Here is a 22,620-nt window from a genome sequence, read left to right as displayed (position 1 = left end):
ACTTTCGTGCGTGTCGCCCGCAGCGACACGCACGAAAGTGACCCCGGGGGCGAGAGAAGGTCGGCGGTGAAGCGCTCGTGTGGTGCCGCGCGCTGACTCGCTCGTGAGGGCCCGCGCGGACTCACGCAGGAGTGCATCAAAAGGGTTGACGGGGGCTTCCGCGCGGCATAACATACAACCAAATGGTTGCACATTATGGGAAGGAGAAGAAATGATCACCGGGCGGGCCGCGAGCCTCGATCTCGACCTCACCGACGACGAGATCGACCGCATCTTCAAGGCCCTCGCCGACGCGACGCGACGCGACATCGTGCGCCGCACGCTCGACGGCGAGGCCTCGATCTCGCAGCTCGCCGAACGATACGAGATGTCGTTCCCGGCCGTGCAGAAGCACATCGCGGTGCTCGAGGCGGCCGACCTCGTCGAACGTATTCCCAGAGGAAGGGAGCGCATCATCCGTGGCAACCCGAACACCATCCGCCGCGCTCAGCAGCTGCTGAGCCGTTTCGAGCAGATCTGGCGCGGACGCGTCGAGCGACTCGACGCACTCCTCGCAGAAGACCCACCCGCATCTTGAACCACGGGGACGGTGCGACGCAGCGCCGATCCCGAACCCGATCCCGAAAGGCAAGCACCATGCCCGTCACCGCAGTCACCACAGATCCCGACGCCCTCACGCTCACCGTGATCGCCGACTTCACCGCCCCCAAGCGCCGCCTCTGGGACGCCTACCTCGACCCGCGTCAGCTCGAGCGGTTCTGGGGCCCGCCGGAGTACCCCGCAACCTTCCTGCGGCACGACGCCCACCCGGGGGGCCTGAGCCAGTACTACATGACGAGCCCCGAGGGCGAGCGGTTCCACGGCTACTGGCGGTGGGTGTCCGTCGACGCACCGGATTCCTTCGAGGTGCGCGACGGCTTCGCGCACGACGACGGCACGCCGAACACCGACCTGCCGGAGGGGCGCATGGTGCTCGACTTCGCGGAGACCGCCCTGGGGTCGCGGGTCACCATCACGAGCCACTTCGGCTCGCTCGAGGAGATGGAGCAGATCCTGGCGATGGGGCAGGTCGAGGGCATGCGCGAGGCGATGGGGCAGATCGACGCGGTGCTGGAAGACCTCGCCTCGTTCGCTGCGGGGCGAGGAGCCGAGCTGCAGCTGATCGGCGACACCCAGGCGCGGGTGTCGCGGGTGATCCGCGGCACGGTCGAGCAGGTGTGGCGGGCGCACATGGATCCCGAACTGTTGCGCCGCTGGCAGCTCGGCCCCGACGGCTGGAGCATGCCGGTCTGCGAGGTCGCGACCGAGGCGGGCCAGCGGTATCGCAGCGGTTGGGAGAACACCGCCGACGGGCAGCGCTTCGGGTTCACCGGGGTCGCGAAGGAGGTCTCGGCTCCGTATCGCTCGGTCACGACCGAGGCGATGTGGACCCCCGAGGATCCCGACGCCGCGAACAGCCCCGAGACGCTCAACGAGATGACGCTCACACCCGTGGAGGGCGGCACTCTGCTCTCGTTGCTCATCACCTATCCCGACGCCGAGACGCGCGAGATGATCCTCGCGACGGGCATGGTCGACGGCATGGAGGCGAGCTACGCACGGCTCGAGGGTGAGGTGCTCGCGGGGTAGGGCTGCTCGCGCCAGGAACGCCGCGGATCTGCCCAACAGCACCGATCTGCCCAGCAGCACCGATTTTCGGAGGATCTGTGTGCTTGAAGGTAGATCGGTGCGGTTAGGTCGGGGGGTGAGGAGCAAGCGGGGCAAACCGGTGGAGCGAGCTCGAGGAGCGAGGCAGCGGGGCGGCGCGCACGGCGGGGGGCACGGCGCAGGATCGGCCTGCTCTACACCACCGTCACGAATCGGGCGAGGGCGTCGATTAGCACGTCGGTGAGGCCGGTCTCCTGCTGCATTCCGGCGCGAAGCTCCAGCACTTCGTCGGGGTGGTCGCTGATGATCCCGTCGACCCCGCGCCGCAGCAACTCGCGCATGCCGGGCTCGTCGTTCACCGTCCACACCATGAAACCGAGGCCGGCCTCCTCGGCGGAGCGCTGCAGTTCGTCGGTGGCGCTCCACTCTTCTGGCACGATGAAGTCGGCCGGGGTGTTAGGCGCGGCGACCGCGGCGAAGGCCATCGTGTAGCCGACGGTGAGGTCGGGGCGCAGCCGCTTCAGTCGGTCGACGCTGGGCGCGTCGAGGGAGTGGTAGATGTTGCTCTTGAGGGCGTCGAGCCGCTCGAGCTCATCGACGAGCCGCTCTACATGGTCGGGGGTTTCGCCGCCGCCGAGCTTGATCTCGATGAGCAGCGGCATTCCGAGCTGCTGCGCTCGGGTGACGTAGTCGGCGAAGCTCGGGATCAGATCCTCGTGCCCCCGCATGTCGTGCACCGTGATCGCGGTGAGCTCGGCGAGGGTGAGATCCTTCACCGAGTCTGAACGCCCCGCGAGGCGCCCGAGAGTCGCATCGTGCATGGCGACGAACTCTCCGTCCCTTGTTTGCATGACATCCATCTCGACGAGGTCGGCTCCCGCTGCGTGCGCCGCTTCAAGCCCGCTGATCGTGTTCTCGACGCCGCCGTCCGAGAAGCCCCGGTGCGCGAGTGCGAGGGTGTCCGGTACGTCGGAGAGGCGTTGCAGCGTGTCGATCGCCGCGGTGCCGAAGCCGATCGCGGTGAGGATCATGAGCGATCCGACGAGGAGGGCCGGGCGCCGCGAGGGTCGGCTGGAGCGGTCGGGCATGCCACGGTGATGCGGTGCCCCGGCGGGCGGCGTCGCGAGCGGCGGGAACAGGGGGTCGTTCTGCGACGCGGATCGCACCCGTGCGATGAGGATCGCGCCGACGAACGCGGTCACGAGGCCGCTGAGCAGGATCCCGATCACCTGCGCGGTTCCCAGCGAGTAGGCGGCCACTACGGGCGAGGCGGTGGGGGCGATGGTGTCGGAGAGAGCGACCGGCACCATCGCCGTGATCGTCAGTGCGATCGCGGCGACACCGCCGAGCAGCAGCACCGCCGCGATCGAGAGCACGAGCGGCAGTGACGCGCGCGGTCCGCGGGTCAGCCGCCAGCTCCACCGTGCGGCCCGGCCTCCGCTGGTGAGCACGAAGATCGGCACCGTGAGCGCGAGGCGCACGTTGAGCAGCGCGAGCGCGACCAACAGTACGGTGAGCGCGACGCCGCCAGACGTGCTCTTGAGGAGCTCGCCCGAGATGAACGACGGGATCGCGATGCCGCGCGTGAAAGCGGAGGTGAAACCGAAACCGGTGAGCGGCAGCAGCAGGAAAAGGTAGAGCAGCAGCGACAGCGAACCCGGGCGCAGTAGCTTGCGTGCGACGCGCCCGAGTTCGCGAGCGAAGCCGCGTAGACCGATGCCGGGCCACTGCAGCATCACCAGCAGCGCGGTGAACTGCATCGAGATCAGCCAGAACGCCAGGATGACGATCGCCACGATGAGCGCGATCGTCAGCGTGAAGCTGCGCTGCGGATCGAGCGCGCCGAGATCGAGGCCTGTCATGCCGCCCGCGCGCAGCGCCTCGCGGAAGAGCCACCCGATCACAGGTAGCGCGACGCCCATGATGGCGAGCTGGGAGACGAGGATCAGGCCGGCCAGGCGGGCGCCCCCGGCGCGCACGAGCGCCCATCCATCGGAGAGGAGGGCTGCTGCGGTGCGCCGCACGCTCAATGTGGACGGAGTCTGAAGCTGCATGGTCTCTGTGTGGGAACGGGTGATCGGGATCAGCGTCGGCGCACTTTGCGATACGGGTGGGTCTGCACGCGCGCCGTCACCTCCGAGATCAGCTCGTTGCTGGAGCGCCCGGCGCGCGCCGCGGCGGTGAGCCGGCGGGTGACGCGGGCGGCCGCGCGCAGATTCATGGGTCGGCCGTCGATCCCGAACAGCAGGCGCGCCCATTCGGGCAGCAGCGAGAGGATGCCGTCCTGGATGTTGACCGCCGCCCACACCTTGACCGGGTTGCCCCTCAGTGCCGGAGCGCGCAGCTCCCGCGAGAGCTCTGCGGCGGGCAGGGTGAGTGCCATCCAGATCTGGTTGTCGTCGATATAGCGGTCGAGCTCGGCGCGGCTGTCCGGCAGCAGCGCGGCATCGGTGATGCCGACGATGCGTGCGGCCTCGTGCTGCTCGAGGACGAAGCGATCCTGCTCGGCGACGGTGAGCATCGGGCCGAACGCGTCGGCGGCGCGCAATACGCCGTAGACGATGGCGTTGTGGGTCCAGGCGAGCCATTCCTGCGTGTCGGCGCGCAGTTCCTCGCCGGTGCGCGGGTCGGTCCAGGTGCTCGCCGCGTGCAGCCGCCGCACCGCCTCGCCCGCGGCATCGGCGTGTGCGCGGTCGCCGAACACCGTCGTGTCGATGTAGCGCCCGGTGCGCTCGGCGCGACCCTCGGCGTCGGAGGCGTATCCGCTCGTGCCGTCGAACAATCGCATCATCATGGGGTTGAGCGACTGGAGCAGCAGGGCGGCGACTCCGCCGAGCTTCGAGCTGGGGTCCGAGAATATGCGCCAGCTGATGCTGCCGGGGCCGAAGTATCCGTGGTCGAGCGTTGCAGCATCGCCCGGTGCGTCGGTGGTGGCGGATCGATCGGGATCCCGATCCATCCGAGCGCCGTGGGCGACGGGGCAGCCGCCGGCGAAGCTCGGATCTGCCGTGAGGGTCGAATCCGCGGTGCGGGTCGTATCTGCGGTGCGGGTCGAAGCGTCGTTGCGGGTGCTGCGCATGGTGTTCCTCTGTCGAGCGGGTTGACCGGTGGCGTGCCTGGAGCCCCGAGGGTCGGGCGCTTACCTGGCGAGGTGCGGAGTTCAGACCTTTGATTGGATGGTGTCCAAGATTAGCCTATGTTTATGGGTTCGAGGAGGAACCGCACCCCGAACGCCGCAGATCTGCCCAGCAGCACCGATCTTCCCAGCAGCACCGATTTTCGGAGGATCTGTGTGCTTGAAGGTAGATCGGTGCGGTTAGGTCGGGCGTGGGGAGCGGGTGCTCGGGCGGGGTGAGGAGCGGGTGCTGGGGCGGGGCGTGAGGAGCGGGTACTGGGCGCGCGGGAAGGGGCGCGGGGCACCCCGGGAGTGCGCGGCGGCACCCCGGCAGCGCGCGGTGGCACCCTGGGAATGCGCGGTGGATCAGTGCCGGCGGATCGCCGGGCTACTCGTGGGCCTCGGCGATCTCGCCAGGATCCGCCTCCGCCACTGAGCCAGCTCCCGCTCCGGCACTAGCTCCGGCACCACCCGCGTCGGCATCAGCCCCGGCACCGCCCCCAGTGCCGACCCCGCCCCCTGCCCGCCCGGCCAGCGCCAGGGCGGGCAGCACGAGCACGGTGAGCAGCGCGGCGCCCACCATCGCGGCGGCGGTCGTGCGATCGAGCACGCCGTTGTCGACGCCGATACCGGTCGCAGCGATGACGAGGGGGAGCGTGGTCGCCGTGAAGAGGGCGGCCGTGCGACGGTCGCTGAGCGACGATCCGCGTGCCGGAGCGAACCATCCCGGCACGCCCCGCACCCCGAGCATCACGAGCGCGAACACGGGCACGAGTGCGAGCGCACGCGGATCCGCGAGCAGCGCCGCGAGCGGGAAGCTGACGCCCGTCGCCACGAAGAACACCGGCACGAGCAGGCCGAAGGCGACCGAGTCGAGCTTCGCCTCGATCGTGCGCAGTTCCTCGGGATCGCCGCCGCGTAGCACGACCCGGGCCAGCATGCCCGCGGTGAACGCGCCGAGCAGGAAGTCGACGCCGAGCGCGATGGCGAGCGACACGAGCGCGGCGAGCAGCAGCAGTACGAAGCGCACCGCAAACTGCCCGCTCGTGTGCAGCGTGAGCGAGACCATGCGCCGCAGCCAGTGATGCGTTCCGCGTGCCGCGAGCCAGAACGCGGCCGCGGCGATCGCTGCGAACAGCACGAGCACCAGGGTGCCCGCGAGCGGCTGCCGTCCGCTCAGGAAGATCGAGATCGCGACCAGCGGGGCGAATTCGCCGATCGCTCCCGCGGTCGAGATGGTGCGGCCGAGGGGCGATCGCGTGAGGCCGGCGTCGCGCAGCATCGGCATGATGGTGCCCAGGGCGGTTCCGGTGAGGGCGATCGCGATGATCACGGCGGCCGCGGGATCGGATCCCAGGGCGAAGCCCGCCGCCAGCGCGAGCACGGCCGATACACCCCACCAGCCGAGCGCGCGCCTCGCCGGAGCGCCGCGCAGCGACGCCGGATCGATCTCGTTGCCCGCCATGAAGAACAGTGCCGCGAGTCCGAAGTTCGACAGCGCCTCGAGCATCGGCCCGTCGCTCACCCAGCCGAGTCCGGAGGGCCCGATCAGCATGCCGAGGCCGATCTCGAACACCACGAGCGGAATCACCACGGCGCGTCGCACGAGTGCCGCGAGCAGCGGCGCCACCACGGCGACGAGCGGCACCAGCAGTGTGGCGAGTTCGGTTTCGTTCACTGGGATCCTCTCGTGCTGATCCTTCATGTTACTGAGCGGGGGCGCCTGCGCCTTGCCCAATGAGGAGATCCGCATCCAGACGGGAGTATGCCGCGGGATCCACCCGCCTGGATGCGGATCTCCTCACCGGGTGCGCGGCGAGGTGGCGGGGCGCGATTCACAGGGACGCAGGGTATCCTGAGGCACTGTGCTGAGTGAGCTGGAACACTACTCGACGATCGCGCTGTATTCGGCGATGATCGTGTATTCGATCGCGTTCGTCTTCTACGCGGTCGACCTCGCGAACCGCAGCGGCGATGCCGCGCGGGCGACCGCGGGCGGCGCCGCGCAGCAGCAGGCGGCTGCCGGATCCGGCGGCGTCGCGACCCTGACCCGTCAGGCGACGCAGACCCGCACGGCGAGCCCGGCCGGCACCGGAGTCAAGCAGCCCCGATCCCGCTCGCTGCGCGTCGGCTTCTCGCTCACGGTGCTCGCCTTCGTGCTGCACCTCGCGGCGACCGTGCTGCGCGGCATCGCGGCGGGGCGCGTGCCGTGGGCCAACATGTACGAGTTCGCACTGACGGCGACCTGCGCGATCGTGCTCGTCTTCCTGCTCGTGCAGTTCTTCGTCGACCTGCGCTTCCTCGGAACGCTCATCACGGGTATGGCGGTGCTGTTCCTCGGCGTCACCAAGATCAACTACTACGTGTCGATCGTGCCGCTGCAGCCGGCGCTCGACTCCTACTGGCTCGTGATCCACATCCTGGTCGCGGTGCTGGCGGTCGCGTTCCTCACCCTCTCGTTCGGACTCTCGGTGCTGCAGCTGATGCAGACGCGCCGCGACAGTCGCATCGCTGCCGGTGAGCCGGGTGGGGTGCGCTTCCTGGCGAGCCTGCCGAACGCGGTTCGGCTCGAGGATCTCGCCTACCGTCTCGCGATCATCGGCTTCGTCTTCTGGACCTTCACGCTGATCGCGGGCGCCATCTGGGCCGAGCGCGCCTGGAGCCGCTACTGGGGCTGGGACACCAAGGAGGTCTGGACCTTCGTGATCTGGGTGCTCTACGCCGGCTTCATCCACGCGCGGGCGACGCGCGGCTGGCGCGGCACCCGCTCGGCGTGGCTGAACGTCATCGCCTACGCGGCCGTGATCTTCAACTTCACCATCGTGAACGTCTTCTTCAAGGGCCTGCACGCCTACTCAGGGCTGTAAGCGATGCCGGGCCCCGGAGCCGAGGCGCGGCGCCCGCTGATCACCGCTCGCATCTGGGTTGCGCTGCTGGGGTTCGTCGCGGGGGCCGTGCTGGTCGGGTTGATCACGCTGAGTCCGGATCCGGTCGACTCGAACCATCGGGCGCTCGTCCGCGAGGTGCTCCTGTTCCTGCACGATCACGGGGTGCCCGAGTGGTTCGGGTACCGCAAGCTCGAGTTCTCGGCGAACATCGTGATGTTCGTTCCGCTGGGATTCTTCGCCGCGCTGCTGCTGCCGCTGGGGCGGGCGTGGATCGCCGGAATCGTGGGCATGGCGATGTCGATGGGTGCCGAGCTCGCGCAGCTGATACTGCTGCCCGCGCGCTTCGCCACGGTGCTCGACGTGCTCGCGAACTCGGTCGGGGCGTGGATCGGGGTGGGGCTGGCGGTGCTGCTGCGCATCTGCGTCGCCGCGCGCGACAAGCGCCTGCTGCGCGAGGCGGCGGCGCGGCGCTCGTACACCGCCACCGCTCGCTGAGGGCTCGCCGGGATCCGTTACTGCAGCACCTCGATGATCTCGACGGGCTCGATGCGGCGCCCGGTGTAGAACGGGGTCTCGAGGTGCACGTAGTTGCGGGCGTCGACGCCGCGCAGATCCCGCATCATGTCGACCAGCTCGGTGAGGTCGTCGGATTCCATGGGCAGCAGCCACTCGTAGTCCCCGAGCGCGAAGGCCGAAACCGTGTTCGACACGACCCCGGTGTGCTGCGCGCCCGCCCGGCCGTGCTCCGCGAGCATGGCGCGGCGATCCTCGGGAGGCAGCAGGTACCACTCGGGGGAGCGCACGAACGGGTAGACGGCGAGCCACTGCTGGGCGGGCACGCCGCGCACGAAGCCGGGGAGGTGGCCGCGGTTGAACTCGGCGTCGCGGTGCACGCCGACTGCGCTCCAGGTGCGGATGAGCGGCCTGAGCAGCGTTGAGCGGCGCAGCTCGCGGAGCGCCCACTGCAGATCCTCCGCTGCGGTGCCGTGCAGCCAGACCATCAGGTCGGCGTCCGAGCGCATGCCGCTCACGTCGTACCAGCCGCGCAGCGTGACACCCTCGTCCTCGATCACCTCCATGACACCCTCGAGCTCCTGCACCGCCTCGGGCACGTCTCGCCCGTCGAGTGAGAGGGGGTGAGACGAACTGACCCGGAACACCGCGAAGAGCGTGAACGCCGGTTCTTCTGCGCCGTTCTCGAAGTCGACGTCGATGGCGTTGTTGCGGTCGGGGACGGCGTGGAGCGGCGATGAGTTCATGTCTTCATCGTGCTCTCTTGCGCGGGCCGACGCAAGAGGCGCGCGGGGCCCGGCGCGCGCTCACCTCACCGCGATGGCTCAGGGTGTCGGGGAGAGCCTGAAGCGAAGCCCACGAGCCTCTGCCAGGCGTCGGCCCAGGTGGGGATGCTGCGCGGGGCGGGCTCGGCGGTCTCGATCGCCGTGTCGGCCGCCGCCGCGATCGAGGCCGCGCCGTCGAGCGGCACGGTGTGCCTGGCGATCTGCTCGGGCAGCGACAAGCCGAGGGTGAGCACCGGTCGGCGGCTGGCGAGCGCGTTCCAGATCTTGGCGGGTACGAGCGTGTCCTTGCGGTCGCCGACGCGGTAGGGGAGCAGGATCGCGCTCCAGCGGTCGATGATCGCCGGCAGCTCTGCGACCGGAACCGGGGGAGCGAGCCGCGCCCCTGCTTCGAGCAGGGCCGCGCGCGAGGCCTCGTCGACCTCGCCGACGATCTCGACTGCGTGCTCGCGCGCGATCTCGGCGATCGCGGGCAGGTCGATGATGCCCTCCTGCACGGTTCCGAAGTAGCCGATGGGGGCTCCGGACCGCGGCGGCGCCCACTCGTGGCGCACGAACTCGTCGTCGGCCGCGGGCAGTATCAGCAGCGAGTCGAGCCCGCGGTTCTGCCACTCGCGCTGCATGGCGGCCGAGTCGGTGGAGAGCCGCGCCTCGCGCTCGAGGGCGGCCTCGACCCGTTGCCAGTGGCGGGGCGGGTACCAGTCGGCCGGCACCCGTGACCAGTCGAGCACGCGATCGTAGACGAGCAGCCGCGGTCGCAGCTGCCGGGCGAGCGCGAGGCTGCGGCGCGACGGCACGTACTGCAGCACCATCAGGTTCTCGGGGTCGGGGGCGTCGGGAGCGTCGGCGGAGCGGGGGCGGCTGGTGGAGCCGAAGCGGCCGGTGGAGCCGAAGGCCCCGGCCGTACCGGCAGCGCCGAGGGAACCGACCGCACCGAGGCGGCGTCGGATGCGGCGCAGCGTGGCCCCCGGCAGCAGGTCGATGGGCGACCAGGGCAGGATCCGCACTCCCCCGGGCACCTGCTGCGTCGGCGGTGCTCCGCCCCCTCTGCGCGCGATGCGGGCGAGCCTCGCCAGGATCTGCCTGACGCTTCTGAGATGGGGTTCGACGAAGACCACCGCCGTGCCCGCCTCGGCGGCGGCGCGAGCGAGCGAGTGGTGGCGCTGCCAGGCGAAGTTCCATTTCACGGAGCTGAGGATCACGAGGCTTCGAGGCGGGTCGTCGGCTCCAGGTGAGGCCGCTCTCGGTGAGCTCGTCCCCGGTGAACCCGTGCTAGGGGAGCCCGGGCGCCCAGGTCCGGTACCCCGGGCGGGATCCGCGTCGTGCGAGGGTGCGTGCTCGGCCATGACTCTCCTTCGAATCGCTATGACCTTGCCATCATCTTGACACGGTTCCCCGTGATCTTCTCACGACCCTTTGTCGCACCGGCACTGTATTCACGACTTTCCTCCTCGCTCGAGATAACGCGTAAGGCCCTTCGTGGCCGTCGACAGGGGCAATACGCGTCATCTCGATTCTTTTGGGGAGGGGAAGGCAGGGGCGGAAGTAAGAAGAGGGCGCAGGAGAAGGAGGAGGGAGGGAAGGAGGGAAGGAGGGAAGGAGGGAAGGAGAGAGGAGAGAGGAGAGAGGGGGAGAGGGGGAGGGAGGGGGAGGGAGGGAAGGAGAAGGAGAGAGGGGGAGAGGGGGAGAGGGGGAGAGGGGGAGAGGGGGAGGCAGCCCCTCGCGCGGCCCACGCGCACAGGATCAGGCAGGAGCGCTCGCACAGGATCGCACCAGATTCCGAGGTCGGAGCGTTGAGTGTGTCACAAGGTCGACAAAAGAATCCGACACGCATTGACTGGAATGCCCCACAGGCACAGACTTTGCGTAAGTGTGAAACACGTAACGTCGGGATGGGGATGAAAAGACCGGCTTACTCTGAGGGGGCTTTCAGGTGGCAGTGGAGTCGACTGACCCCACTGGGGGAGTCTGGTAATGGAACTATTCGAAGTAGACGGAGCAGGGCGCGGATCCTCGGTTCCCGGCGAGGCGCGTCTGATAACAGAGGAGAGCAGCACCCCCGAGCGTCTCGAACTGCTGCTGGAGGCGTTGACGCCGCCCGGCAGCGCGGTGCTGCTGCTCGGAGAAGCGGGCACGGGTAAGAATCGTCTCGCCCAGGAGGCGGCGGGGGCTCTCTCCGGTCGAATCGGCGAACCGGTGTCGGTGATCGCGCTCGGGCCGCCGGCCGATCCGCTCACCGGCATCGCGACTCACTTCGGATATCACTTCCCCGAGCTGTTCGGCTCCTCTGACGCGCTCGAGAACATCGACCACTTCAGCATCGAGGAGCCCGAGGTGCTCGCTGCGCGCCTCATCGGGGCGATCGAGGGCGACGCCGAGACCGGCACGCCGCTGCTCATCGCTCAGGGCCTCGACCAGTACACCCCGATGGCGACGATGCTGCTCGAGCGCCTGGTGCGCTCCCGCCGGGTGCGGGTCGTCGGCACCGCGCGCCAGCTCAGCGGAGCGGCGGGGCAGCTCGCGCGGGATCCGCAGGTGCGCAAGATCCCGGTGCCGCCGCTCTCGGTGGCCGAGGCGCAGCGCTACCTCGTGCAACTGCTCGGGGCCGAGTACGTCGAACTGCAGACGCTGCGCCGCTGGTACCGGGTGACCGAGGGCAACTCGCTGTCGCTCACGCTGCTCGCCCTGACTCTGGATCGCCGCGGGCTCATCGGCCGCAAGCGCGGCGCGGTGTACGAGCTGCCGGGCGCCGAGGCCGTGCCGACCGAGTTCAGGGAGTTTCTGCACAGCACCTGCTCCGAGGGCGAGCTGCGCACGCTCGAGATGATCGCGCACGTCGAGCCGATGTTCGAGAACGCGTTCATCCAGATGCTCGATCCGGTGCACGTGGCGCACCTCACCGACCGCGGCCTGCTGGTCTCGGGGGCGAGCGCGAGCGGCAAGCCGACGCTGAGCCTCAAGCATCAGCTGCTCACGAAGGCGGTGCGCGAGCAGATGTCGCCCGCGAGGCGCGTCGAGGTGAGCAATCGGCTGTTCGACGCGCTGCAGAGCGAGCTCGGGGCGGAGGATCCCTACCGCTCTCCCCGTCTGCTCTTCCGCATGGTCGCGATGGGGCTCGACGCGGATCGGAGCATGCCGCTCGGCTGGCTGTGGGAGGCTCTCGAGATCCTGCGCAGCGGTCACGAGATGCGGCTGCGGCTGCGGGTCGCCCTCGCGGTGGCCGCGCACGCGGACGCCTCGACGCTGCAGCTGACCATCGCGGCGCAGCAGGCGAGTCAGCTCGCGCGCCTCACGGGGGATCGCCGGAGGCTGGCCGAGGCGCTCGAGCACGTGCGCGCGGCGATCGAGCGGACCCGGCGCTCCTCCGGGGTGCCCAGCCTGCTGCGGGTGAAGCTGCAGCTCGCGGTGGTGGAGCACCTCACGCTCGACCGCGGGGATGCGGAGAGCGCCGAGGCGCTGCTCGACGGCCTCGAGCGGGAGTTCGCCGACGGGGACGCCCGCGTCTCGGAGATCGTGCGCAACGCCCGCGTGCTCTTCCTCGGCAGGGTGGGGCGGCTGCGGGAGGCCGCTGAGCTGGTTCCGGATCCCGAGGACTTCAGCACCATGCCGATCGAGTGGGAGCGCACCCTGGGCCGCGCGATCTCATCGTTGATCCTGGCGCAGCGGGGCCGGCGGGATGCTGCGGTGCAGGTCGCGGAGTACGCCGAATCCTTCGCGTCCCTGGGGGAGCAGCCGCAGACCGACAGCGCCGACCTGCTGCGCTTCTGCGCGTTCATCGGGGTATGGGGGTGCGGCGCCCTCGAATCGGCGAGGCAGATTCTCGGTGATGCGGTGCGGCAGTCGTTCTCGGATGAGCACTATTCGGGTCTCGTGGATACCTGCGCGGTGCTGATGAGTCTCGCCGACGGCAAGTGGCGCCTGGCCGCGCAGCGAGCGGAGCGGCTGCTCGAGCGGTTGAACGCGCACGACCGGCACGGTATCGCGGGTTTCGTGAGCGCGGCCCTCTCGCTGGCGCTCGCGGCGCTCGGGGAGCATAGTGCGAGTCGCAAGGCGATCCGCCTGGCTGAGAACCGGCAGTACGGCATCTCGCAGGCCATGACGGGGTTTCTTCGGTTGCTCACCCTGCAGGCGAGGCAGTGGAACGGGGATCACGGCACCGTCGAGCTCGCGATGCAGCTCGCCTCGTGGGCGCGAGCGCAGCAGCTCGAGGCCGTTGAGCTGCGGGCGCTGCGGCTGCTCGCGATCGCGAGTCGCAACGAGGCCCTGCCCTACCGCAAGCGCCTGCAGGTGCTCGCCGACGAGATACAGTCATCGTTCTCGTCGGCGCTGCTCGATCACTGCGAGGAACTGCTCGATGGCGCCGACGGGTGGGACACCCCGGCATCGCGGAGACTCACCGAGTACGGCATCTGGATGCCGCTGCCGCTCACCGAGGAGTTGTCGTCGCGCGAGCGCGAGATCGCGCTCTTCGCCTCGCTCGGGTACTCGAGCCGCTGGATCGCCGAGCAGTTCCACCTCTCGGTGCGCACGGTGGACACCCACCTGCGCCACGTCTTCACGAAACTGCGGGTGAGCGGGCGCGACGAACTGCGGCAGTGGTTCAGGCGCGAGAACCAGTCGCGGTAGGTGCGGAGCGCCGTCCCGTATTTCGGAGCTCACCAGTATTTCGGACCGAACCCCGGGGATCTGATCCGAAATACTGGTGAGCTCCGAAGTTGTGGCGCGGCGGAGGATTGCGTAGCGGGAGGGACCGTTCCCCTCGACGTGCTCAGGGAGCGGCGGCGCGCGGAGCGCACCCCTGCGTAGCGCTTGCGTAACTTGCCCCAGGGGAGGCCCGTCCGCTTCCTAGCCTGACTCCAGATATTCACGACGGAGTGCAAGCTAGGGGAGTCGGCATGCTGGTGGAGAGCGGTCTGGACGCGTTCGCGGGTGCGGTGGCGATGTCGCCTCGGCGCACACCGACGCTGGAGCGTCGGCGCCGCTGGGAGCGCAGTTTCAGGTGGTACCTGCGGGCCTCGGACACGGTGCTGATCCTCTCCTCGGTGGGCGCGGCGCTGCTGCTGCAGTCGCTGCTGACGGGCATGACGCCGTCGACGCCGATCGTCTCGGTCGCTCTCGTGGCGCTGTGGAGCCTCGCCCTCACGGTCATGCGCAGTCGGGATCTCGGCTGCATGGGGTCGGGCACGCTCGAGTACCGGCGCGTGGCGCACGGCACGGGTCTCGCGTTCGGCGCCGTCGCCATCGCGGTGCTCATCGCCGACCGGAGCGGCGACCGCGTGCTGATCTTCGCCGCGCTGCCCATCGGGCTCGTGGCGCTGCTGCTCTCGCGGTGGGAGTGGCGGCGCTGGCTGCGGGAGCAGCGCAGGATCGGCAACTACGCGTCGCGCACCCTGGTGGTGGGCGAGCGCGCCGACGTGGAGTACGTGATCCGCACGCTGCAGGCGGATCGCGGCAGCGGCTACCAGGTGGTCGCGGCGACGCTGTTCGGTGCGGATCGCGGGCCGCTCGTGGTCGGCGGACGCCGGTACCAGGTGCGGGGCAGTGCGGATCAGGTGGCCGCGGTGGCGTCGCAGGCGGGCGCCGACACGATCATCGTCGCGAGTCAGCCCGAGAACGCGCCGTCGTTCGTGCGCGAGCTCAGCTGGCGCCTCGAGGGCACGGCCGCGGATCTCGTGCTGTCGAACCAGGTCACCGACGTGGTCGGCCCGCGCATCTCGTTCCGCCCGGTCGAGGGCCTGCCGATGCTGCAGATCGAGATCCCCTCGTACGAGGGCGGCCATCACCTGCTCAAGCGCGGGCTCGACGTGAGCGTCGCCGCGGTCGCGCTCGCCGCGATCGCGCTGATCACCCCGGTGCTGGCGCTGCTCATCAAGCTCGATTCGCCGGGCCCCGTGTTCTTCTCGCAGCAGCGGGTGGGGCGCGACGGGCGCCGCTTCAGCATGTACAAGTTCCGCACGATGACGGTCGACGCCGAGGCCCGGCTCGAGGAGCTGCGAGGGCAGAACGAGGGATCCGGCCCGCTCTTCAAGATGAGGCAGGATCCGCGCGTCACCCGCGTCGGCAGCGTGCTGCGCAAGCTGTCGCTCGACGAGCTGCCGCAGTTCTGGAACGTGCTGCGCGGCGACATGAGCGTGGTCGGCCCTCGGCCGCCGCTGCCCGACGAGGTCACGGCGTACGACGGCACGGTGGTGCGGCGCCTCTACGTCAAGCCGGGCATCACCGGTCTGTGGCAGGTGAGCGGGCGCAGCGACCTCTCGTGGGACGAGAGCGTGCGGCTCGATCTCAGCTACGTCGAGAACTGGTCGCTGATGAACGACCTGCAGATCATGTGGCGCACGGCACGCGTCATGGTGCACCGCGAAGGAGCGTACTGAGTCATGTCGAATCTCAACATCCATCCGCACGGCAGCGCCGCGGTCGAGGTCGCGGGTGTGGCGGTCGACTCGTTCACCGAGCGCTCGTTCGCCGACACGGTGATCGACTGGGCGCGCAGGCCGGGTGTGGACGTGGCGGTGGGCGTGAACGCGCACGTGTGCAATCTGGCGCGCAGGGATCCCGAGCTGCGGCGGTTCCTCCAGGAGCACACCACCTACGCCGACGGTCAGTCGATCGTGTGGGGCGCGCGCCTGCTCGGCCGCTACCTGCCCGAGCGCCTCGCCACCACCGACGTCGCCGAGCCCGTGCTGCGGGCGGCGGCCGACGCCGACATCCCGGTCTACTTCCTGGGCGCGGCCGAGGGGGTGGCCGAGGCGGCCGCCGAGCGGCTGCGGGCCAGGATCCCCGGCGTGCAGATCCGCACGCACCACGGCTACTTCGGGGAGGACGACGTGCCCCGCATCGCGGCCGACATCGCCGACCACGGCACGGGGATCCTGTTCGTCGGCATGGGCGATCCCGTGCAGGAGCGCTGGGTGCAGCAGCACGAGGATCTGCTGCCGCCCGCGGTGCTGACCTGCGGCGGGCTCTTCGACTGGCTCAGCGGCTCGAACAAGCGGGCCCCGCGGTGGATGATCAAGGCCGGTCTGGAGTGGTTCTGGCGTCTGGGCCTCGAGCCGCGCCGCCTCGCGAAGCGATACCTGGTCGGCAACGTGCAGTTCATCACCGCGCTCGCGCGGCAGCGCCTGACGGTGAGAGCCGCATGACCGCTGTCGCGGCGCCGGTGCGCGAGCAGAGCGCCCTGGGCAGGCGGAGCGTGCTGAGCTTCGCGGGTTCGGCGACGAGTGCGCTGCTCGGCTTCCTGCTCGTGGTGGTGCTCGCCCGCAGCCTCGGCGACGCCGATTCGGGCATCGTGCTGCAGGCGATCGCCGTGTTCATGATCGCGCTCGGCTTCGCGCGCTTCGGCATGGATTCGACGGCCGTGTGGCTGCTGCCCCGTCTCGTGGACGATCGGCCGCAGCAGGTGCGCGCCACCGCCTGGTTCCTCATCGCGGTCTCCGGGGTGGCGGGCACGGTGTGCGCGGTGGTGGTCGCGGTCGGCGCGGGGATCGCAGCCGATGCGGATCCCGCAGACCCGCTGCCCGCGGCGGTGAGGATCAGCGCGCTGTTCCTGCCGTTCGCGGCCATGCTGCTCACCGCTCTCGCGGTGAGCCGGGCGCTCGGCAGGATCTCGGAGTACGTGCTGATCGGCAGCGTCGGGCTGCCCGCCGTGCGGCTGCTGGCCGTGGCCGCGGCCGCACTGCTCGGGCTGACCCTGAGCGGCGTGGTGCTGGCCTGGGCGCTGCCCGTCGCGGCGGCGCTCGCGCTCGCGCTCGTCGTGGTCTCGCGGCAGATGCGCGGGATCGGCGGCGAGGCACACGCCCGATTCTTCGCCACCGAGCTGCCGACCAGAACCCTCGGCTTCGCCGGGCCCAGGGTCGTGTCGGCGGCGCTCGAGCAGATGCTGCTGTGGGTCTCGGTGCTCGTCGTCGGCGCCGTCGCCGGCCCCGCCGCGGCGGGCGTGTACGGTGCGGCGAGCCGCTTCGTGGCGGCGGGCATGATCGTCGACTCCGCGATCCGCGTCGTCTTCGCCCCGCTGTTCAGCCGGATGCAGAACCGCGGCGACGAGCACGAGGTGCGCGAGCTGCACCGCACGGCCACCGGGTGGCTCGTGCTCTTCAGCGCCCCGGTCTTCCTGCTGCTCGCGATCTTCGCCCCCGTCGCGCTCTCGGTGCTCGGGCCCGACTTCGCGGCGGGGGCCTCCACGCTGGCGGTCATGTGCCTCGGGGCGCTCGTCGCCTTCCTCGCCGGGAACGTGCAGACGATCCTGCTCACCGCCGGCCGCAGCGGCCTCGCCGCCGTCAACAAGACGATCGTCGTCGCGGTCAACGTCGCGCTGATCCCCCCGCTCGTCGCCTCGTGGGGCATCGTGGGGGCCGCGTGGGCCTGGACGATCGCGTGCGTGATCGACGCGCTGCTCGCGTGGTGCGAGATCCGCTTCGTGCTGCGGTTGCGCCTCGCACCGAACGCCGGCCTCTACGCCTTCGCCGTCTGCCTGATCTCGGTGGGGATCCCCGCCCTGCTCGCACGGCTCGTGCTCGGGCCCACCCTCGCCGGTCTCGGCGTCGCGGCCGCCGTCGGCGTCATGGCCTTCGCGGTCTGGTGCCGCGTGAGCCGCGCGCGCCTCAGACTGACCACCCTCAGACCACCGGAGTGACACAGCTCCGGTCACACCGTCGGGCCGCACGGCTCGGCACCGACACACACCGCCGGGTCGCAGCCCGGCACCAACGCAGAAATCAGGGACATCATGAACAGCGAATCAGCAGGCCCGGCCGGGCCCCCGCGCAGGAGGTGGCTGCCGCCCGCGATCATCGCGGCGGTGCTCGCCCTCGCCGGCGGCGGCATCTGGCTGGGAACGGCCGGAGCGACGCAGCCCGGCCGACCCGCCTCCCCATCGAGCGAGGCGGCCCAGAACCAGGGTGACGCGAAGCCGTCGCCCACCGAAACCCCCGCACCCTCCGAGGCGCCGAACTCCCCTGAAACTGCGGGCGTCCCGGAGGGTGCGGGCCCAATCACCGACGACACGGCGAGCGACATCATCACGGCCGCCCTCAGCACGACGCTCACCGAGAGCGAGGACGACGGAGCGCTCGCCGAGCAGATCGAGGGGTTCGCCGCCGACGCCTACGCCGCCGAGCTCGAGGCCCAGTGGCAGGAACTCGTCGTCAACGGCTGGAGCATCTCGGGCGCCCCGAAGATCGAGAAGACCACCGTCGAGGTCGCCGACGACGAACGCAGCGCCGTCGCCCTCAGCTGCGTCGACGCGACGCAGGTGCGCGTGCTCGATTCCGAGGGCGAACCCATCGCCGCCGAGGCGGCGAGCACGAACCGCGCGCTGCACCGCTTCACCCTCACCCGCGGAGACGATGACGTCTGGCGCGTGACGGGCCATGACTTCCCCGACGATCCGGCCTGCTGAGCCGTCCCACCGAAAGAGAAACGAAGATGTTCGAGAATCGTACGCCGTTACTTCGCCGTTCTGCGCGGTTCCCCCGTCATTCTGCGCGCAGGATGACGGGGAGGATCGCCGCGGGCCTCGCGCTCGTCGCGGCGCTCGCCGCCGGCCCCCTCGCGGCCCCGATGCCGGCCGCCGCCGCGGGCCCGGCGCCCGTCGACGGGCTGAGCGAGGCGACCGCTGCCGCGTCCTGCTGGGAGATCAAGCAGGTCACCCCGAACGCGCCGAGCGGCGTGTACTGGATCGCGACCTCGGCCATGGGCGGCGCCCAGCAGTTCTACTGCGATCAGGAGCGGGCTGGCGGCGGGTGGGTGCTCGTCGGTCGCGGCCGTGACGGCTGGGGCATCGCGAATGCGGGATCGGGCACTCCTGAGCAGGTGCGCAGCGCCGTGACCGGCCCGGAGGCGTTCCAACCGCGGCAGCTTTCGTCGACGCTCATCGGCCAGCTCGCGAACGGCGCCCCCATCAAGGATCTGCCCGACGGCATCCGTCTCGTGCGTGCCACGAACCAGCAGGGCACCACCTGGCAGGACATGACCTTCACGTTGGCGAGTCCGCGCGCCGACTGGACGTGGCAGTTCAACAACAAGCAGCGCGTCGCCGCGTACAAGTTCGGCAACGGCAGCACCCGCACCGGCGGCGAGACGCGCGACTTCGGCAGCGACAGCTCGTACAACCGAGTGCGCACCGTGACCGGCAGCACCGAGGGCTGGAAGATGGGCTTCGGGTTCGGGTCGCAGATCCGCGGCAACCCCGCTTCCACGAGCTACCTCTGGTCGAAGGACACCTCGACGGGGTACGCGAGGCCCTTCACGCAGGTCTACATCAGGCCGAAGCTCATGAGCGGTGAGGTGTTCAAGCCGATCCCCGATTCCGGCACTCCCGCGGTCACCACGACCGCGGTGGCCGACAGCTTCGCGCTGCCGCAGCCCTGGAGCGTGACCGGGCTCGGCAACGGCCCCAGCTCGATCGAGGGCAACAACGAGGTGGCCGCGTTCACCGAGGACAACGGCAAGGTGTACGTGGGCGGCAACTTCACGACGGTGCAGAAGACCGCGGCCGGTGCCGGCGCGGAGCAGCAGTCGTACCTCGCGGCGTTCAATCGCGACACGGGGGAGTGGGACCCCGCCTTCCGGCCCACATTCAACAACGCGATCCGCGCCCTCGCCGCGCTGCCCGGCAACCGCATCGCGGTCGGCGGCTTCTTCACCGAGGTGAACGGCGAGCCTCGCAACGGCCTCGCCGTGATCGACGGCACCACCGGCGAGCTCGATCCGCAGTTCACCGGCCGCCTCATCAACTACCTGAGCGGCGGCTTCCCGCTCGTGCGCACCCTCGACGTGCAGGACGGCTGGCTGTATGTCGGCGGCTCCTTCACCCACGGCACCGGCGGATCCACCACGCAGGAGCGCTACATGCGGGCCGCGGGCCGGCTCTCCGTGACCGACGGCACCCCGGATACCTGGAACCCCGAGTTCAACGGCACCGTCATGTCGGTCGACGCCTCCGAGCGGGGCGACCGGGCCTACTTCGCGGGTTACTTCAGCACCTCGCGCGGGCGTGTGGCCGACAAGGGCGCCGCGCTCTCGACGCAGAACACCGACCTGTTCACCTGGAACGTGCTCTTCTCGAACCGCAGCGGTGGCCGCACCGGCTACCAGCAGGCGGTGAAGGAGGTCGGCGACCGGGTGTGGCTCGGCGGGTCTGAGCACTCGCTCTTCAGCTACTCGCGCGACGACTTCTCGGTGATGAGCACGACGGTCGGCAACGCCGGCGGCGACTTCCAGGCCATCGACGACTACAACGGCGTCGTCTACGGCGGGTGCCACTGCTTCGAGACGCAGTACGAGGGCGAGACGAAGTGGCCCGAGATCGGCACCGGGTGGACCTCGGCCGACGCGATCTTCGGCACCGGCGCGTGGAGCGCGACCACCGGGCAGCGGGTCACGGAGTTCAACGGAGCCTTCAGCACGCACCGGGGCGCGGGATCATGGGCGCTGATGGTCGACTCGAACGGCACGCTCTGGCAGGGCGGCGACTGGTCGTACTCGACGCGGGCCGGCTACGTGCGGCAGTGGACCAGCGGGTTCACGAGGCAGGGGCAGCGCGACGTCACCGCGCCCGCAACGCCGGCGGGCCTGTCGGCGAAGAGCGATGCCACGGCCGTCTCGCTCAGCTGGCAGGCCGCGAGTGACAACACCGCCGTCACCGGCTACGAGGTGCTGCGCAACGATCGTGTGGTCGCGACGGTCACCGGCACGACGGCGAAGCTGCCGCCCGCAGACGCCGCGGCGAAGTACTTCGTGCGCGCGGTCGACGCCGCGGGCAACAAGTCGGCCTCGACGGCGGCAGTGCTCGCCGAGCAGCAGCCCGAGACCGTCACGCTCGTGGGCACCGGCGAGACCTGGGCCTACCTGTTCAACCCGACCGGGCCGGCCGGGCCCATCGGCTCCTGGACCGGGGTCGGCTACGACACGGCGGGCTGGTCGACGGGTGCGGCTCCGTTCGGCTGGGGGCACACTGGCCTCGCGACGCCGCTGACGGCGCCGGATCCGAAGCCCATCGCCTCCTTCTACCGCAAGGCGTTCGAGGTCGCCGACGCGACCCGTGTCGCCTCGATGGAGATCACCACGCGGGCCGACGACGGCATCGTGGTCTACGTCAACGGCACCGAGGTGGGGCGCAAGAACGTGTCGGCGAACCCGGCCGGGATCGGCAGCTACGCGACGAGCTCCCCCAACGCCGCCACCGCTCTCGCGAACCCCGTCACGATCACGGTGCCCGGCGAGCTGCTCGTCACCGGTACGAACGTGATCGCGGTGTCGGTGCACTCGGGCTACCGCGCCACTCCGAGCCACAGCTTCGAGCTTCGGGCGGTCGGAACGGTGAGCGCGACGCCGCTCAGGGCGTCCGCGGCGGCGGCTCCGGCGGCGCCGCCCGCGGCCGCCGCGGAGCCCCCGGCCGAGGATCCCGACGGCGGAACCGGCGAGGCGGATGGAGCGGCCGACGGCGGATCGGGATCGGCTGATCCAGCCGGCTCCGCGGATCCCGAGGCTTCGGCTGATTCCGAGGCTTCGGCTGATTCCGCGGGTTCGGCCGATCCCGAGGGCTCCGCCGATCCGACAGGCTCAGCCGATGCCGAGGGGTCGACCGATCCTGAAGGCTCCGCCGATCCAGCCGACCAGGCCCAGGCCCAGGACGGCACCACCCAGACTCCTCGGGTCCCCCAGTCGCCCGAGGACGCAGAGAAGCTTTCCGCATCTTCCCCAGCCGTCCCCCCGGCTGCGGAAGGCTTCTCCCCCAGGAGCGGCGGGCGGTCTATCCTGATCGCCCCCGCTCCCGCGGGTCTCAAGACGGAGTGACACCATGCTCGAACGCGGCACCCGCGGATATCGCGAGAACGTCATCACGTTGCAGAACGCCCAGAAGAGCGGCGCCGGCGTGCCCGCCTATATGCGCTGGGTGAACCGCTGGCTCGGCAGGCGCATCGCCGCCGCCGCTGCCGTGGTCGGGCTCACGCCGAACGCGGTCACGGCGATCAGCGCGCTCTGCTCGCTGGCAGGGCTGGTGCTGCTGGTCGCGGTCGAGCCCGGCATCGGGGTCGGGATCGCCGTGGCCGTGCTGCTCGCGCTCGGCTTCGCGTGCGACTCCGCCGACGGCCAACTGGCGCGCCTCACCGGCACCGGCGGGCCGGCCGGTGAGTGGATGGATCACGTCGTCGACGCGATCCGCACGCCCCTCACCCACGTCGCGGTCGCCGTCGCCTGGACTCTGCACCGCCCCGAGACGGCATGGGTGGCGGCCATCGCCCTCGCCTACGCCGTGGTGTCGGCGGGGCAGTTCATGAGCCAGATCCTCGCCGAGCAGCTCGTTCGGCAGCGCGGGGGAGAGGCCCCTGAAGCGTCGGGCGTGCCGAAGTCGCTGGCGCTGATCCCGACCGACACGGGCACCCTCTGCTGGAGCTTCGCGCTCTGGGGCGCGCCCCTGGTCTTCGTGCCGGTGTACGCGTTGCTGTTCGGTGTGAACGCCGTCTACGCGGTCGTGTCGATGCGGCGCAAGTACCTCAGATTGCGAGCGCTCTGAGCGGGTACGCCGCCTCTCGGATCGTGTGGTCCTCGGTGCGGGTGAGCTGATACAAACGCACCACCCCACCGAGACCGACGCTTTCGGCGAGACCCGAGCGTTTCAGAGCCCCTGGAACCGTCAGTCTCGCTGAAACCGTCGTGTTCGGAGCGGGGCGGG

General features: G+C 70.3%; 16 protein-coding genes. 11 read left to right on the top strand and 5 right to left on the bottom strand.

Features of this window, described 5'->3' with window-relative positions; translation table 11 throughout:
* The first annotated feature begins 211 nt into the window (after positions 1–211).
* Both KVY00_RS06950 and KVY00_RS06945 read left to right on the top strand, forming a co-directional pair.
* Positions 212–577: an ArsR/SmtB family transcription factor gene (locus KVY00_RS06950; RefSeq protein ID WP_223044955.1), complete on the top strand. Its 366-nt coding sequence runs from the start codon at positions 212–214 to the stop codon at positions 575–577.
* Between the two features lie 59 nt (positions 578–636).
* On the top strand, positions 637–1,629 hold the full coding sequence (locus KVY00_RS06945) for an SRPBCC family protein (RefSeq protein ID WP_223044954.1): 993 nt from the start codon (positions 637–639) through the stop codon (positions 1,627–1,629).
* 212 nt (positions 1,630–1,841) lie between these two features.
* On the opposite strand, the gene KVY00_RS06940 is transcribed toward KVY00_RS06945, so the two are convergent.
* From KVY00_RS06940 to KVY00_RS06930, 3 genes are all read right to left on the bottom strand, one after another.
* Complete coding sequence (locus KVY00_RS06940) at positions 1,842–3,701, bottom strand: glycerophosphodiester phosphodiesterase family protein (RefSeq protein ID WP_223044953.1); 1,860 nt, start codon at positions 3,699–3,701, stop codon at positions 1,842–1,844.
* Between the two features lie 29 nt (positions 3,702–3,730).
* Positions 3,731–4,726 carry an oxygenase MpaB family protein gene (locus KVY00_RS06935; RefSeq protein ID WP_255572813.1) on the bottom strand — a complete coding sequence of 332 codons (996 nt, stop codon included), beginning with the start codon at positions 4,724–4,726 and terminating at the stop codon, positions 3,731–3,733.
* A 424-nt stretch (positions 4,727–5,150) separates the two neighbouring features.
* Positions 5,151–6,440, bottom strand: a complete 1,290-nt coding sequence (locus tag KVY00_RS06930; RefSeq protein ID WP_223044952.1) for a cation:proton antiporter — start codon at positions 6,438–6,440, stop codon at positions 5,151–5,153.
* Between the two features lie 187 nt (positions 6,441–6,627).
* Between KVY00_RS06930 and ccsB the strand changes: the two genes are divergently transcribed.
* Together ccsB and KVY00_RS06920 are read left to right on the top strand one after the other, a co-directional pair.
* Positions 6,628–7,629 (top strand): c-type cytochrome biogenesis protein CcsB, encoded by a 1,002-nt coding sequence (ccsB, locus tag KVY00_RS06925; RefSeq protein WP_449405449.1) that lies wholly within the window; start codon positions 6,628–6,630, stop codon positions 7,627–7,629.
* Positions 7,630–7,632: 3 nt separating this feature from the next.
* Positions 7,633–8,145: a VanZ family protein gene (locus KVY00_RS06920; RefSeq protein ID WP_223044951.1), complete on the top strand. Its 513-nt coding sequence runs from the start codon at positions 7,633–7,635 to the stop codon at positions 8,143–8,145.
* Positions 8,146–8,162: 17 nt separating this feature from the next.
* Here KVY00_RS06920 and hemQ read toward each other — a convergent pair whose 3' ends face one another.
* A complete protein-coding gene (hemQ, locus tag KVY00_RS06915) occupies positions 8,163–8,909 on the bottom strand; it encodes a hydrogen peroxide-dependent heme synthase (protein WP_223044950.1) in 747 nt (248 codons plus the stop codon).
* A gap of 65 nt (positions 8,910–8,974) precedes the next feature.
* Entirely contained in the window at positions 8,975–10,132 is a 1,158-nt protein-coding gene (locus tag KVY00_RS06910; RefSeq protein WP_223044949.1) for a glycosyltransferase family protein, read from the bottom strand.
* A 787-nt stretch (positions 10,133–10,919) separates the two neighbouring features.
* On the opposite strand from KVY00_RS06910, the gene KVY00_RS06905 reads away from it, so the two are divergent.
* The 7 genes from KVY00_RS06905 (at position 10,920) to KVY00_RS06875 (ending at position 22,461) form a co-directional block, all read left to right on the top strand.
* On the top strand, positions 10,920–13,571 hold the full coding sequence (locus KVY00_RS06905) for a LuxR C-terminal-related transcriptional regulator (protein ID WP_223044948.1): 2,652 nt from the start codon (positions 10,920–10,922) through the stop codon (positions 13,569–13,571).
* A gap of 269 nt (positions 13,572–13,840) precedes the next feature.
* Positions 13,841–15,319, top strand: coding sequence for a sugar transferase (locus KVY00_RS06900; RefSeq protein WP_223044947.1), 1,479 nt, complete (start codon positions 13,841–13,843; stop codon positions 15,317–15,319).
* Between the two features lie 3 nt (positions 15,320–15,322).
* Positions 15,323–16,087 (top strand): WecB/TagA/CpsF family glycosyltransferase, encoded by a 765-nt coding sequence (locus KVY00_RS06895; RefSeq protein WP_223044946.1) that lies wholly within the window; start codon positions 15,323–15,325, stop codon positions 16,085–16,087.
* The gene (locus KVY00_RS06890; protein WP_223044945.1) at positions 16,084–17,577 is read left to right on the top strand and encodes a lipopolysaccharide biosynthesis protein; all 1,494 of its coding nucleotides are present in this window, start codon (positions 16,084–16,086) and stop codon (positions 17,575–17,577) included. The genes KVY00_RS06895 and KVY00_RS06890 overlap by 4 nt, the downstream gene beginning before the upstream one ends.
* Before the next feature lie 93 nt (positions 17,578–17,670).
* A complete protein-coding gene (locus tag KVY00_RS06885; protein WP_223044944.1) occupies positions 17,671–18,342 on the top strand; it encodes a hypothetical protein in 672 nt (223 codons plus the stop codon).
* Positions 18,343–18,434: 92 nt separating this feature from the next.
* Positions 18,435–21,740, top strand: coding sequence for a fibrinogen-like YCDxxxxGGGW domain-containing protein (locus tag KVY00_RS06880; RefSeq protein ID WP_223044943.1), 3,306 nt, complete (start codon positions 18,435–18,437; stop codon positions 21,738–21,740).
* A 4-nt stretch (positions 21,741–21,744) separates the two neighbouring features.
* On the top strand, positions 21,745–22,461 hold the full coding sequence (locus KVY00_RS06875; RefSeq protein WP_223044942.1) for a CDP-alcohol phosphatidyltransferase family protein: 717 nt from the start codon (positions 21,745–21,747) through the stop codon (positions 22,459–22,461).
* Positions 22,462–22,620: the final 159 nt, after the last annotated feature.

Source organism: Leucobacter tenebrionis (genome assembly GCF_019884725.1).
Taxonomy (GTDB): Bacteria; Actinomycetota; Actinomycetes; order Actinomycetales; family Microbacteriaceae; genus Leucobacter; species Leucobacter tenebrionis.
Note: the sequence above shows the minus strand (reverse complement) of the source record. Positions and strands in the feature narration are given on the sequence as shown.

What these genes read in the sequence shown, in the direction of transcription:
- KVY00_RS06950 (WP_223044955.1), top strand. Translation starts at nt 212, where the DNA reads ATGATCACCGGGCGGGCCGCGAGCCTCGATCTCGACCTCACCGACGAC.
- KVY00_RS06945 (WP_223044954.1), top strand. Translation starts at nt 637, where the DNA reads ATGCCCGTCACCGCAGTCACCACAGATCCCGACGCCCTCACGCTCACC.
- KVY00_RS06940 (WP_223044953.1), bottom strand. Translation starts at nt 3,701, where the DNA reads ATGCAGCTTCAGACTCCGTCCACATTGAGCGTGCGGCGCACCGCAGCA.
- KVY00_RS06935 (WP_255572813.1), bottom strand. Translation starts at nt 4,726, where the DNA reads ATGCGCAGCACCCGCAACGACGCTTCGACCCGCACCGCAGATACGACC.
- KVY00_RS06920 (WP_223044951.1), top strand. Translation starts at nt 7,633, where the DNA reads ATGCCGGGCCCCGGAGCCGAGGCGCGGCGCCCGCTGATCACCGCTCGC.
- hemQ (WP_223044950.1), bottom strand. Translation starts at nt 8,909, where the DNA reads ATGAACTCATCGCCGCTCCACGCCGTCCCCGACCGCAACAACGCCATC.
- KVY00_RS06905 (WP_223044948.1), top strand. Translation starts at nt 10,920, where the DNA reads ATGGAACTATTCGAAGTAGACGGAGCAGGGCGCGGATCCTCGGTTCCC.
- KVY00_RS06900 (WP_223044947.1), top strand. Translation starts at nt 13,841, where the DNA reads ATGCTGGTGGAGAGCGGTCTGGACGCGTTCGCGGGTGCGGTGGCGATG.
- KVY00_RS06895 (WP_223044946.1), top strand. Translation starts at nt 15,323, where the DNA reads ATGTCGAATCTCAACATCCATCCGCACGGCAGCGCCGCGGTCGAGGTC.
- KVY00_RS06890 (WP_223044945.1), top strand. Translation starts at nt 16,084, where the DNA reads ATGACCGCTGTCGCGGCGCCGGTGCGCGAGCAGAGCGCCCTGGGCAGG.
- KVY00_RS06885 (WP_223044944.1), top strand. Translation starts at nt 17,671, where the DNA reads ATGAACAGCGAATCAGCAGGCCCGGCCGGGCCCCCGCGCAGGAGGTGG.
- KVY00_RS06880 (WP_223044943.1), top strand. Translation starts at nt 18,435, where the DNA reads ATGACGGGGAGGATCGCCGCGGGCCTCGCGCTCGTCGCGGCGCTCGCC.
- KVY00_RS06875 (WP_223044942.1), top strand. Translation starts at nt 21,745, where the DNA reads ATGCTCGAACGCGGCACCCGCGGATATCGCGAGAACGTCATCACGTTG.